The sequence below is a fragment of the Rhizobium sp. N731 genome (assembly GCF_001664145.1).
In the GTDB taxonomy this organism is placed as follows: Bacteria; Pseudomonadota; Alphaproteobacteria; order Rhizobiales; family Rhizobiaceae; genus Rhizobium; species Rhizobium esperanzae.
The window spans coordinates 197,350-209,073 of the sequence record NZ_CP013601.1 but is presented as its reverse complement, the minus strand read 5'-3'; the positions used below and the strand labels follow the sequence as shown (position 1 = coordinate 209,073).

Annotated in this window: 13 protein-coding genes, 1 tRNA gene and 1 pseudogene; 3 read left to right on the top strand and 12 right to left on the bottom strand. The window is 61.0% G+C overall.

What is annotated here, in order from left to right:
* The 8 genes from deoC to AMK02_RS00965 all read right to left on the bottom strand — a co-directional run bounded on the left by deoC (nt 1) and on the right by AMK02_RS00965 (nt 7,281).
* A complete protein-coding gene (deoC, locus tag AMK02_RS01000; RefSeq protein WP_064800283.1) occupies nt 1-777 on the bottom strand; it encodes a deoxyribose-phosphate aldolase in 777 nt (258 codons plus the stop codon).
* On the bottom strand, nt 774-1,580 hold the full coding sequence (locus AMK02_RS00995; RefSeq protein ID WP_064800282.1) for a purine-nucleoside phosphorylase: 807 nt from the start codon (nt 1,578-1,580) through the stop codon (nt 774-776). Before AMK02_RS00995 ends, deoC begins: the two co-directional genes overlap by 4 nt.
* Nucleotides 1,577-1,966 (bottom strand): cytidine deaminase, encoded by a 390-nt coding sequence (locus AMK02_RS00990; protein ID WP_064800281.1) that lies wholly within the window; start codon nt 1,964-1,966, stop codon nt 1,577-1,579. Before AMK02_RS00990 ends, AMK02_RS00995 begins: the two co-directional genes overlap by 4 nt.
* A 2-nt stretch (nt 1,967-1,968) precedes the next feature.
* Complete coding sequence (locus AMK02_RS00985) at nt 1,969-2,940, bottom strand: ABC transporter permease (protein ID WP_064800280.1); 972 nt, start codon at nt 2,938-2,940, stop codon at nt 1,969-1,971.
* A gap of 10 nt (nt 2,941-2,950) precedes the next feature.
* Nucleotides 2,951-4,054: an ABC transporter permease gene (locus AMK02_RS00980; protein WP_064800279.1), complete on the bottom strand. Its 1,104-nt coding sequence runs from the start codon at nt 4,052-4,054 to the stop codon at nt 2,951-2,953.
* 7 nt (nt 4,055-4,061) lie between these two features.
* Complete coding sequence (locus AMK02_RS00975; protein WP_064800278.1) at nt 4,062-5,573, bottom strand: ABC transporter ATP-binding protein; 1,512 nt, start codon at nt 5,571-5,573, stop codon at nt 4,062-4,064.
* Between the two features lie 88 nt (nt 5,574-5,661).
* Nucleotides 5,662-6,654, bottom strand: coding sequence for a BMP family lipoprotein (locus AMK02_RS00970; protein ID WP_064800277.1), 993 nt, complete (start codon nt 6,652-6,654; stop codon nt 5,662-5,664).
* Between the two features lie 309 nt (nt 6,655-6,963).
* Nucleotides 6,964-7,281, bottom strand: coding sequence for a hypothetical protein (locus tag AMK02_RS00965; protein WP_064800276.1), 318 nt, complete (start codon nt 7,279-7,281; stop codon nt 6,964-6,966).
* A 227-nt stretch (nt 7,282-7,508) separates the two neighbouring features.
* On the opposite strand from AMK02_RS00965, the gene AMK02_RS00960 reads away from it, so the two are divergent.
* A tRNA-Ser gene (locus AMK02_RS00960) sits at nt 7,509-7,598 on the top strand.
* 31 nt (nt 7,599-7,629) lie between these two features.
* Here the strand turns inward: AMK02_RS00960 and AMK02_RS00955 are convergent.
* Nucleotides 7,630-7,837: pseudogene (locus AMK02_RS00955) on the bottom strand (type II toxin-antitoxin system RelE/ParE family toxin); the annotation flags it as partial.
* A gap of 150 nt (nt 7,838-7,987) precedes the next feature.
* Here AMK02_RS00955 and AMK02_RS00950 point away from each other — a divergent pair.
* Complete coding sequence (locus tag AMK02_RS00950) at nt 7,988-8,197, top strand: KTSC domain-containing protein (RefSeq protein ID WP_064681543.1); 210 nt, start codon at nt 7,988-7,990, stop codon at nt 8,195-8,197.
* Between the two features lie 358 nt (nt 8,198-8,555).
* Nucleotides 8,556-8,795 (top strand): CrpP-related protein, encoded by a 240-nt coding sequence (locus AMK02_RS00945; RefSeq protein WP_064805825.1) that lies wholly within the window; start codon nt 8,556-8,558, stop codon nt 8,793-8,795.
* Here AMK02_RS00945 and pncB read toward each other — a convergent pair.
* The 3 genes from pncB to AMK02_RS00930 all read right to left on the bottom strand — a co-directional run bounded on the left by pncB (nt 8,777) and on the right by AMK02_RS00930 (nt 11,716).
* Nucleotides 8,777-10,081 carry a nicotinate phosphoribosyltransferase gene (gene pncB / locus AMK02_RS00940; protein WP_064800275.1) on the bottom strand — a complete coding sequence of 435 codons (1,305 nt, stop codon included), beginning with the start codon at nt 10,079-10,081 and terminating at the stop codon, nt 8,777-8,779. The two genes, AMK02_RS00945 and pncB, sit on opposite strands and share 19 nt — an antisense overlap.
* A 169-nt stretch (nt 10,082-10,250) precedes the next feature.
* Nucleotides 10,251-10,607, bottom strand: a complete 357-nt coding sequence (locus AMK02_RS00935; protein ID WP_064805823.1) for a hypothetical protein — start codon at nt 10,605-10,607, stop codon at nt 10,251-10,253.
* Nucleotides 10,608-10,756: 149 nt separating this feature from the next.
* Nucleotides 10,757-11,716, bottom strand: a complete 960-nt coding sequence (locus AMK02_RS00930) for a 2-hydroxyacid dehydrogenase (protein WP_064800274.1) — start codon at nt 11,714-11,716, stop codon at nt 10,757-10,759.
* Nucleotides 11,717-11,724 lie beyond the last annotated feature (8 nt).

Genomic DNA, 11,724 nt, shown 5'->3' with positions numbered 1-11,724 from the left:
TCAATAGCTCGACGCCGCAGCCGGTGCCGGCTGCGCTCCGCTCAGAACCGCCAGTATGTCGTCGAGCAGGCCGGAAGCGCCGAAGCGGAAGGTCGAAGGCATGGCCCAGTCCGGCGCCATGATGGTTTCGGCAAGGCTGAGATAGAGCGCCGCATCGGTCACCGAGCCGATGCCGCCAGCCGGCTTGAAGCCGACCTTGCGCCCGCTTTCACGAATGGCCCGGATCATGATGTCGGCGGCTTCGAGCGTCGCGTTGACGGCGACCTTGCCCGTCGAGGTCTTGATGAAATCGGCGCCGGCATCGATCGCAAGTTCGGAGGCACGGCGGATCAAGACGGCATCCTTCAACTCGCCGGTCTCGATGATCACCTTCAGCAGGACGGGGCCGGCGCATTCGGCGCGCACCGCCTTGACCATGTCGGTCACCGCCTTCTCGTTGCCTGATATGAGCTTGCGGTAGGGAATGACCAGATCGATCTCATCGGCGCCGTCGGCAATCGCCTCACGGGTTTCGGCGGCGACATCGGCCACTTCCATATCGCCCGCCGGGAAATTGACGACCGTTGCGATCCGCACGGGATGGCCGGCGCCGAGGATATTGCGGGCATAGGCGACGAAACGCGGCCAGATGCAGATCGCGGCGCTGTTGCCGTAGGGTGTCTGCGCGCGGACGCAGAGCGTGTCGATCTGCGCCTCGGTGCAGTCGTCCTTCAGATTGGTGAGGTCGAGAAGGGAAAGGGCGACCGCCGCCGTTTCCCGGATGGAATGGCTATTCATTTTTCGCTTCCTTCGGCCGCAATCATCTCTCTCAATATGTCGGCAAGACGGGCGCCGCCGACGGGCGCCATGTCCTTGGTTTCTTCATGGCTGAGCTCATTGCCGGTCATGCCTGCTCCATAGTTGGTGATAACGGAAGCGGCCGCAACCCTCAGACCCAGCATTCTTGCGATGATCACTTCGGGCACTGTCGACATGCCGACGGCATCGGCGCCGAGAATGCGCGCCATGCGGATTTCGGCCGGCGTTTCGAAGCTCGGACCGGAAAACCACATATAGACGCCCTGCCCCAGCTCGATCTTGAGCTTTGCCGCCGCCTTCCGCATCGCCGCGGCAAGACCGGCATCATAGGCATTGGTCATGCCGACGAAGCGATGGTCGCTTTCCTCGCCGATCAGCGGGTTCATGCCGGAATAGTTGATGTGATCGGTGATCTGCATCACCGAGCCGGGCGGCATGTCGTCGCGCAGCGATCCGGCCGAATTGGTCAGGATCAGCGCCTCGACGCCGAGCGCCTTCAGCACCTCGATCGGCAGGCGCATGGCGCTGGCATCGCCCTTCTCATAATAATGCACGCGGCCGGAAAGCATGATGACCGGCTTTCCACCGAGGCGGCCGGCGACGACTTCGCCGGCGTGGCCGGAGACGGCGCTGACGGGAAAGCCCGGCAGGTCGCGATAGGGAATACGGATGGCGCCTTCCAGCTGGCCAACCAGGGAGCCGAGACCGGAGCCGAGCACGATTCCGTAGCGCGGCTTGATGGCGCCGAGCAATGCGGCGAGCAGGTCGACCGTCGCCCTCATCCGAGTTCCGTCTCGAAGCTGAAGGGAAGAAGCTCTTCCATCGTCATGGTCTTCTTCACGCCCGCCTCATCGCAGAGATAGATCTTCGTGTCCTTGGCGGCGAATTCGGAGATCTTCTGGCGGCAGCCGCCGCAGGGCGGGCAGAGCGGCAGCTTCTCGGCGATCACGGCCATTTCGACGATCTTCCTGGCGCCGCCCATGATCATGGCGCTGATCGCCGTCGGCTCGGCGCACCACCCCTGCGGGAAGGAGAGGTTTTCGATGTTGGCGCCGGTATAGACCTTGCCGTCCTCGGCGCGGATCGCCGCGCCGACCGGGAATTTCGAATAGGGCGCATGCGCAAAAGCCATGGCGCCGCGGGCGGCTTCGAACAGGTCGTGGGACATGATCAACGTTCCTTCGTATAGGGCACGCCGCCGGCCTTCGGCGGGATTGCGACGCCGATGAAGCCGGCAAGCAGAATGCAGGTCAGGATATAGGGCAGCGCCTGGAACACCTGGACCGGCACTTCACCGACCAGCGGCACCTGCTTGCCCTGCATGAAGTTCGCCAAAGCATCGAGGAAGCCGAAGAGCAGGCAGGCGAACATCACCGGTACCGGCTTCCACTTGGCGAAGACCAGCGCCGCCAGCGCGATATAGCCCTTGCCGGCCGACATGTCCTTGATGAAGGCGGCGGACTGGGCGATCGCGAGGTACGTGCCGGAAAAGCCGCAGAGGATACCGGCGCACATGACGGCGCGGTAGCGCAGCCAGGCAACCGAAATGCCTGCCGTATCGACCGCGCCCGGATTTTCGCCGACGGCGCGCAGCCTGAGGCCGAAGCGTGTGCGGTAAAGCACCCACCAGGAGAAGGGCACGGCGAGGAAGGCGAGGTAGGTGAGGATGTTGTTGCCCGAGATGACATTGGCATAGAGCGGGCCGAGGATCGGCACACTATGGATGGCATCTGCGCCCGGCAGGATGATCGGCGCGAAGCGCGCTTCCGGCGAAAGCTGCGGCGTGCGCCCGCCTTGGCCGAACCAGGCCTGGCCGAGCACGATGGTGATGCCGGCGATGAAGAAGTTGATCGCGACGCCCGAGACGATCTGGTTGCCGCGATTGGTGATCGAGGCAAAGCCATGCACCAGGCTGAGCGCCACCGAGCAAACAACGCCTGCGCCAAGCCCCAGCCAGGCCGAACCGGTAAGATAGGCCACACAGGCGGCGGCGAAGGCCGAGCCCAGCATCTTGCCTTCCAGACCGATATCGAAGATGCCGGCGCGCTCGGAAAACAGCCCCGCGAGCGCGGTAAAGATCAGCGGAATAGAGAGCCTGACCGTCGAGCTCAGGACGTTGATGAAGATGTCGTAGTAATCCATCGTCCGCTCCTCAGGCTCGCTTCAGTTGCTGGTAGACGTGCACCATTGCCGGCCGGAACATGTATTCCAGCGCGCCGGCAAAGAGGATCACCAGTCCCTGGATGACCAGAATCATTTCGCGGGTGATATTCGGCATCTCGAAAGAGATCCAATCGCCGCCCTGGTAAAGGGTGCCGAAAAGGATTGCGGAAAAGATGATACCGAGCGGATGGTTGCGGCCCATCAGCGACACTGCAATGCCGACGAAGCCGGCGCCACCAACGAACTCGACCTGCAGACGGGCGGAAGAGCCCATGACGGGATTGAGCGCCATCATGCCGGCGAGAGCGCCTGAAATCAGCATGGCGATAATGACGATACGTGCATAGGGTATGCCGGCATAGGCAGCCGCGGTCGAGCTCACGCCGAGCGTACGCATCTCAAAGCCGAGCTTGGTGCGCCAGATGAGGATCCAGACAAACCAGGCGGCAAGAAGGGCGATGATGAAGGAGACGTTGAAGGGTGCTGCGCCTAATTTGGCTCCGAAGATGCTCATGACCCAGCCAAGCTTGGGAAGCTGCCCACCCTCGAAGAAGGTGCGGGTTTCCGGCGCCATCTTGCCCGGCACGATCAGCACGTGCACCAGCAGATAGACCATAAGGGCGGCTGCAATGTAGTTGAACATGATTGTCGTGATAACGATATGACTGCCGCGTTTGGCCTGCAGGAAAGCGGGAACGAAGGCCCAGGCCGCACCGAAAATACCGGCGCCGACAATGGCGATCGGCATCGTTACATACCAGGGCACGTAATGATCGAGCGCAAGCGCTACCAGCGCACAGCCGAGCCCGCCGACGTAGGCCTGGCCTTCAGAGCCGATGTTAAAGAGACCGGCATGGATGGCGACGGCCACGGAAAGGCCGGTGAAGATGAAACTCGTTGCATAGTAGAGCGTGAAGCCTATGCCTTCGCCGCTGCCGAAGGCACCCTCGATCAGCAGCGAAAGGGCGGCGAGCGGGCTTTCGCCGATCAGCCAGACGACGAAACCGGAGATCAGGAAGGCGACGACCAGGTTTAAAAGCGGGATCAGACCGTAATTGATCCATCTCGGTAGCGGTACGGAAGCAGTGCTCATAAAGGCCTCACGCGGCAATGCCGGCCATCATCAGGCCGAGGGTCTGTTCACCGGCATCGGGCGTCTTCTCGCCGACGACCTGGCCGGCGAACATGACAAGGATACGGTCTGATAGGGCGCGGATCTCATCGAGTTCGACGGAGACGAGCAGGATCGCCTTGCCCGCATCGCGCATTTCGATGATCCGGCGGTGGATGAATTCGATGGCGCCGATATCGACGCCGCGGGTCGGCTGGCCGATGATCAGCATCTTCGGATCGCGTTCGATTTCGCGGGCGACGACGATCTTCTGCTGATTGCCGCCGGAGAAATTCGCCGTCTTCAGCCGCGGGTTCGGCGGGCGGATATCGTATTTTTCGATCTTCTCCATCGCATCCTTGCGGATCGCTTCGAGATCGAGCAGCGGCCCTTTGCTATAGTCCGGACGGCGGTGATAGCCGAGGACGGCGTTTTCATATTCCTCGAACTTCAGCACCAGCCCCATATGGTGCCGGTCCTCGGGAATATGGGCGAGGCCGAGATCGCGCAGGCGGGCGGGGTCGGCCTTGTCGATCGTCTGGCCATCGAGAAGGATTTCGCCTGAGACAGGCTTGCGGATTCCGGCAATCGCCTCCAGCAATTCCGATTGGCCGTTGCCGGCAACACCGGCGATGCCGACGATCTCGCCGGCGCGCACGTCGAAGGAGACGTTATCGACCATGGTGACGCCGCGATTGTCTTTGACCGTCAGGTTGCGGACGGAGAGCACGGCGGCGCCCGGATTGGCTTCGCCCTTCTGCACGCGCAGCAGCACGCGACGGCCGACCATCAGCTCGGCAAGCTCCTCCACCGTCGTTTCCGCCGTCTTGCGGGTGGCGACCATCTCGCCGCGGCGCATGACGGAGACCGTATCGGTGATCGCCATGATCTCGCGCAGCTTATGGGTGATGAGGATGATCGTCTTGCCCTGGTCGCGCAGCACCTTGAGGATGCGGAAGAGGTGGTCGGCTTCAGCCGGCGTCAGCACGCCTGTGGGTTCGTCGAGGATCAGGATCTCGGCGCCACGATACATGGCTTTCAAGATTTCGACGCGCTGCTGCAGGCCGACTGGGAGCTCTTCGATTAGCGCGTCAGGATCGACTTCGAGGCCGTATTCGGTTTCCAGCCGCTTGAGCTCGGCGCGGGCCGATGCGACGCCTCTGGCCAGCAGCGAGCCGCCTTCGGCGCCGAGCATGACGTTCTCGAGCACCGTGAAATTGTCGACCAGCATGAAATGCTGGTGCACCATGCCGATGCCGGCAGCGATCGCCGCCTGGCTGTCACGGATGGTGACCGGATTGCCGTTGACGCGGATCTCGCCGCTGTCGGCGTGGTAGAAACCATAGATGATCGACATCAGCGTCGATTTGCCGGCGCCGTTTTCACCGATGATGCCGTGGATCGTCCCCTTGGCAACGGTGAGGTTGATGTCCTTGTTGGCGTGGACGGCACCGAATTTCTTATCGATGCCGACAAGCTCGATGGCGGGCTTATCTGTCACTGCAGGCTCCAAATAAGAAAAGGGCGTATGGCGAAAATCCCCTCCGCCATACGCCCGATCTCAATCGTCGATTACATCAGGGCGCGGATCACTTCGGGCAAGCGTTGTCCGAGGTATAATCGTGAACTTTCACGGTTCCCGCAATGATGTCAGCCTTGGCCTTGTCGACGGCCGCCTGCATTTCCGGCGTGATCAGCGACTTGTTGTTGTCGTCGATCGCCGCGCCAACACCATCTTCCTTGACGCCGAGCGCCTGGACGCCGCCGGTGAACTTGTCGTTCTTGGTGTCGGTGTAGGCGTTGTAGACGGCGAGGTCGACGCGCTTGACCATCGAGGTCAGCACCGAGCCCGGATGCAGATGGTTCTGGTTGGAGTCGACGCCGATCGAGAGCTTCTTGTTGTCGGCCGCGGTCTGCAGCACGCCGAGGCCGGTGGCGCCGGCCGCCGCGTAAATGACATCCGCGCCCTGGTCGATCTGGTTCTTGGTGAGCTCACCGCCACGAACCGGGTCATTCCAGGCAGCGCCCGTCGTGCCGGTCATGTTCTGGAAAACCTGGATATCGGCCTTGGCGGCGCGAGCGCCCTGCTCATAGCCGCATTCGAATTTGCGGATCAGCGGAATGTCCATGCCGCCGACGAAGCCGACCTTGCCGGTCTTGGAGGCCATGCCGGCGAGAATGCCGACGAGATAGGAGCCTTCTTCTTCCTTGTAGACGACCGAGCGGACGTTCGGCTTGTCGACGACGGAGTCGACGATGATGAATTTGGTATCGGGGAATTCGGCTGCGACCTTCTCAATGGCCGAAGTCCAGGCGAAGGAAACGGCGACCACGGGGTTGAAGCCGCGGCTTGCGAAGTTGCGGATGGCCTGTTCGCCCTGGGTGTCGCCGGTCGGCTCGAAGTCGCGATAGGCAATGCCGGTCTCGGCCTTGAACTTCTCGGCGCCGTTATAGGCCGCTTCGTTGAAAGACTTATCGAACTTCCCGCCGGTGCCGTAAACCAGCGCCGGCTTGACATCGGCGGCAAGCGCCGTCGTCGACATGGCAGCCACGGCAAGGAGAGTGAGAAGGGATTTTTTCATTGTGCAGCCCTGTTGTTGCTATTCGTTAGGGGTCCTCCCGCAAGCCCTTTTCGGACATGTCTGCGGAACCACCGACCTCCCCCCGGAGGCCTGGCTGCGCGCATCCTTGCATGGCTCACGGAAAAATTCACCAGAAATTTTTCAGGCGGTAAAGATTTGCAGCGATTGCTGAAAATCAGTTCTTCCCGGCTGTTTTTTGGACATTTCCCCATCAAGGCTGCGGTTTTTCTAGCCAATCCGCCGGCAGATGCCAAAGCCGCGGAGGGCCGTATCAGCCTTCGCCGCATCGCACCGGCTCAAACCGATCGGCTATGCGATGAAGCGGCCGGAAACTTGCGGTTTCTTGTAGCCGACCATCCAAAGAAGCAGCGCGATCACCAGAAAAACCGCAAAGGCCGGCTGCAGCATCAGCCACTGAAAGATGAAGGCATAGAAGCGCGGGTGGATATAGTAGGAAAGCGCGGATTGCAGCGACGTCAGCGTGTCCGGGCTCACATCCTGCCAGGCATCCGACATCGGCGTCATGATCACGGCGGAGGCGGCAACCGACTGGATCGAATCGATGGTCCCGGCAATAACGGCTGCCGCAAGCGCGACAAGACTCGCCAGACGCAACAGGAAACGCATCAATCCCTCCGACGCTTCGATATGCCGGATAATTCCGGCGAGCCCGCGCCATTCTCCACCTTGAGAATTACATAGTCATCGCTGAGGTGAAGCACAATGGGATGGGCCGAGCGGAGTTTTATCGGAAGAAGTCAAAAAACTGTTAGATTTGGGTTGATCGGCAAAAATTCATCGGTATATATCGCGCCGTTCCGACGATTTGCACCTATCCGGGCGCGAACGCCAAAGGACAGGTGGCCGAGTGGTTTAAGGCGCACGCCTGGAACGCGTGTGTACGTGAAAGCGTACCGAGGGTTCGAATCCCTCCCTGTCCGCCATTTTCACATCTGGATCTTCCAAGATTGAATTTTAAGCCTGGGCGGCCCAAGCTTCGTGTCCATGGCGAATACGGACAATGAGAACATCCTCGCTCTCTGTAACCATATAGACGACGAGATGGGCCTTGAACGGATGAATGCGCATCGGAGGAGAAATTTCATGCCGTTCACGCGCCACGGGGATTGGCGGCAATCAGATCGAAGATGGCGTAAAGTTCATCGTGATATTGGCACGCTCTTCCACAGTCTGCAAGGAAGCGAAGGCTCGATCTCATTAAACGAAGTGTAGCGCTGACCAGAAAGATTCCTGAATTTTTACCACGCTGCTTCACCGCGTCTTTGCACGTTTGGGTTTAGGTTCTGCCAAACCAAAAACAGAGGTAAAACAGGTGGAAGAACTTTCGGTGAAGTCGAAGATCATCAAATCCGTCTATTTCAGCCAGGAAGACGGGCGGCTCAGGATCTGCTTCAAGAACGGCGAGGAGCGTCTGTTCGAAGGCGTGCCCTCTTCGGAAGCCCATGCGATGACGGCGGCGCCGTCTCCCGGACATTATTACCTCGACCGGATCAGAACGCGGTTTCGCAGACTGGCCGCCTGAAACCCGCCGGTTCAGCTGGGGATTGCGCCGGATTGAGACGGGGCCGGTGGATAGTAACCACTGGTTAACTCTCGCCTTCATCACCGTTGGATCGGCCCGAGCGGAAAGCGGCAATTGTCAGTGCTGCCGCTTTCAGAGATTCGGTCAGCCGGGAGGCTCGGTGGCGGACCCCAGCCAGGAAGCCGGGCCTCCCCGTCACGCCCTATCCATTTCGCCAGATCGATCCGAGGTCGGCTGCGATCGCCTTGAAATAGCGAAATGGGCTAATCCTGTGAAAAACCGGAATGCTCACATCCGGACTCGACAATGCTTCATTAGCATGATTGCATAAACCCATGGAACGGGAGGCCGGGTGATGATGTTCGAGAATCTGCTTGAGATGCAGGAGCGTGGCGTGCGCGATCGTGCTCGCGGCCGCAGCCTGGCGGACAATCCGATGTCGAAGCCGGATGTGCTGCCGATCACCGATTTTCAGGAATGGTATGCGATGTTTGACGCCTGGCGCTTCGGCTGGTCGATCGAGGATGCGATGGCGGGGCATATCGATGCGCCCCGTCATGGCCGCGCCTCACCTCGTGCCTATACCAGGACGGTCTGATCGACCCGATCCTCGGCGCCGAAGAATTTCAGGTAGCGTTCGACCTCCGCCGGTTCGCCGGTAGCCTTCTGCGGATTGTCGGAGAGTTTTACCGCCGGACGGCCGTTGGCGTCGCTGACCTTGCAGACGATCGAGATCGGATTGAGGCCTGAGATTTCCGTCGGCGCGCAGCCGGCAAAATCATTCGTCAGGTTGGTTCCCCAGCCGAAGCTCATGCGCACGCGGCCTTCGAAATGCCGGTAAGTGTCGATGATGGCGTCGACATCGAGACCGTCGGAGAAGATCAACAGCTTCTGGCGCGGATCGCGGCCCATCTTCTTCCACCAATCGATGATCTTTTCACCGCCTTCGATCGGCGGCGCGCTGTCCGGACGGAAGCCGGTCCAGTCGGCGACCCATTCGGGGGCGTCGCGCAGGAAGGCCGCAGTGCCGAAGGCGTCCGGCAGGACGATCAGCAGGTTGCCGCCATAGAGCTTGTTCCAGTCGCGCAGGATCTTGTAAGGGGCATTGCGCAGTTGCTCATCGGTCTGCGCCAGGGCGGCTGCCACCATCGGCAGTTCGTGGGCATTGGTGCCGACCGCCTCGAGATCGGAATCCATCGCCAGCAATACATTGCTCGTGCCGGTGAAGGCCGGACCGATACCTTCCTTCAGCGCCTCGACGCACCAGCGCTGCCAGAGAAAGCTGTGGCGGCGGCGGGTGCCGAAATCGGAGATGCGCAGGCCGGGCAATTCCTTCAGCCGCTCGACCTTCGACCACATCTTCGCCTTGGCGCGGGCGTAGAGCACATCCAGCGTGAAAGGGCCGAGCGCCTTCATCGCCGAACGCGAACGCAGTTCGTTGACGATGGCGAGCGCCGGGATCTCCCACATGGTGGTTTCCTTCCAGGACCCATGGAAGTCCAGCACATATTGCCCGTCCTTCTTCGACAGCTCGTATTCAGGGAGCTGGAAATTGGACAGCCACGCCAGGAATTCCGGCTCGAAGATCTGCGCGCGGCCGTAGAAACTGTTACCCGCCAGCCAGATCATCTCCTTCTTGGAGAGCCGCAGCGTGCGCGCATGATCGAGCTGCTCCCGCAATTCGCCTTCATCGATCTCTTCGGCGAGATGTACGCGCTTGGTGCGGTTGATCAGGGTGAAGGAGGCGTTCACATCAGGATAGAGCTTCCAGATCATCTGCAGCATCAGCAGCTTATAGAAGTCGGTATCGATCAGGCTGCGGATGATCGGGTCGAGTTTCCAGGCGTGATTGTAGACGCGTCTCGCGATATCGGTCTTGGCCATGAGATTCCTGCCCCTGTCCACTCCGGTCAGGTGCTGCCAAGTTCCGGGCCGGCGCACGAAACCGGCTCGTGCGCCTTCTTATCGAAAAATCGGCGAAGAAAGTCCAGACAAAACATAAACATCCCGCCGCATGGCGGCGACGGGATGCGGGAGATTATCTGTCGAACGCCTATTGGGCCGGAGGTTGAGCCGGGGCCACAGGAGCGGTATTCGGGGCCGGCGCCGTTTGCGGCGTCTCGGTCGGGACCGCATTGCCATTCTGCATGGTCGGCGCGCGTGCTGCGTCCGACTGCTGCTGCTGGAGCTGTTGGCCGGGCTGCTGCGGCGCCACCTCGTTCGCCTCGCGGCGGCCCCAGATCTCGACTGGAATCCAGACCACGAAAGCAAGGATCAGCGCCACGAGCAGCACGGTCAGGATACGATAACCCATACGCCCCTGCTTTGCCTTGACCGGCGGGATTTGCTGTTCCTTGTGAAGTTTTCCGTCGGATTTTTCCCAGCGTGTTTCGGTCTGATGCGCCATCATCGTCTCCTTCGCTGCCTTGGCGGCCGAACCGGCCGCAAAGAACTTCGCAAGGAAAACGGGTGGCCGTCTGGAAGGTTCCGGGCTCAAACGCGCCGCGGTCTTGGGAATAGCCAAACCGCCGCAGCTTTGGCACGAGATGCCGCTTAAATCTAATAACCGGCGGCGCGATCGATCACGAACTGCAGCGGCTCGCCGCGCTCAAAACGGGCGATCTGCGTCTCGACATGGCGGAACAGCGCGTTCTCTTCGGAGACCGCCGCGTCGTGCGGGGTGATGAAGACGTTCTCCAATGCCCACAACGGGCTGTCGGTGGCGAGCGGCTCCACTTCGAAAACGTCGAGAGAAGCGCCGCCGAGGGTCCCCTCCCCGACGGCCGAGACGATGTCGGCCTCGATCTGGCTCTTGCCGCGGCCGGCATTGATGAAGACCGGCTGTCCCAGCGCACCGTCGCGGCGGAGCTTCTTAAATAGCCCGCTATCATAGAAGCCCGTCGTCTCAGGCGTCAGTGGCAGCAGGCCGACCAGAATGTCGGTCTTGGCGAGAAACCGGTCCAGTTCGCCCGCGTCGAAGGTCTCAACGCCCTCGATTGTTTTGCGGGTGCGCGACCAACCGATGACGTTGAAACCCATCACTTTCAGCTTGGCGACCGCATCCTGGCCCAGAATGCCGAGCCCCATGACGCCGACGGTCACCTCCGCCGCTTCCGGCGCTACCAGCTTGGCCCATTCGCGCCGCCGCTGGTGACTGTCATGGCCATATTGCCCGCGTAGATGCATCAGACACTGCATGACGACCCATTCGCTCATGCGGGTCGTCAGGCTGCGGTCGACGAAACGAACGATCGGAATATCAGGCAGGCCGGCCATGCCGATGATGTGATCGACACCGGCGCCGCCCGAGAAGATGACCTTGAGGTTCGGTGCCCGTCGAAAGAGGTCGGCATCCGGCTTCCAGAGAAGCGCGTATTCCGTTTCGCTGAAATCACGCTCGCGATTGGCGGGATCGGCGAGATTGATGCTGCCGCGGTCGGCAAAGGCCGTCTTCAGGACCCGGTCGACACCTTCGGGGTTGAACTTGATATCGACGAGGACGGGAGGACGAACTGACATGATCTTCT

Excerpts from the sequence above, each read along its gene's own strand:
- deoC (WP_064800283.1), bottom strand. The coding sequence starts at position 777 with ATGAATAGCCATTCCATCCGGGAAACGGCGGCGGTCGCCCTTTCCCTT.
- AMK02_RS00995 (WP_064800282.1), bottom strand. The coding sequence starts at position 1,580 with ATGAGGGCGACGGTCGACCTGCTCGCCGCATTGCTCGGCGCCATCAAG.
- AMK02_RS00990 (WP_064800281.1), bottom strand. The coding sequence starts at position 1,966 with ATGTCCCACGACCTGTTCGAAGCCGCCCGCGGCGCCATGGCTTTTGCG.
- AMK02_RS00985 (WP_064800280.1), bottom strand. The coding sequence starts at position 2,940 with ATGGATTACTACGACATCTTCATCAACGTCCTGAGCTCGACGGTCAGG.
- AMK02_RS00980 (WP_064800279.1), bottom strand. The coding sequence starts at position 4,054 with ATGAGCACTGCTTCCGTACCGCTACCGAGATGGATCAATTACGGTCTG.
- AMK02_RS00970 (WP_064800277.1), bottom strand. The coding sequence starts at position 6,654 with ATGAAAAAATCCCTTCTCACTCTCCTTGCCGTGGCTGCCATGTCGACG.
- AMK02_RS00965 (WP_064800276.1), bottom strand. The coding sequence starts at position 7,281 with ATGCGTTTCCTGTTGCGTCTGGCGAGTCTTGTCGCGCTTGCGGCAGCC.
- AMK02_RS00945 (WP_064805825.1), top strand. The coding sequence starts at position 8,556 with ATGTTCGAGAATCTGCTTGAGATGCAGGAGCGTGGCGTGCGCGATCGT.
- pncB (WP_064800275.1), bottom strand. The coding sequence starts at position 10,081 with ATGGCCAAGACCGATATCGCGAGACGCGTCTACAATCACGCCTGGAAA.
- AMK02_RS00935 (WP_064805823.1), bottom strand. The coding sequence starts at position 10,607 with ATGATGGCGCATCAGACCGAAACACGCTGGGAAAAATCCGACGGAAAA.
- AMK02_RS00930 (WP_064800274.1), bottom strand. The coding sequence starts at position 11,716 with ATGTCAGTTCGTCCTCCCGTCCTCGTCGATATCAAGTTCAACCCCGAA.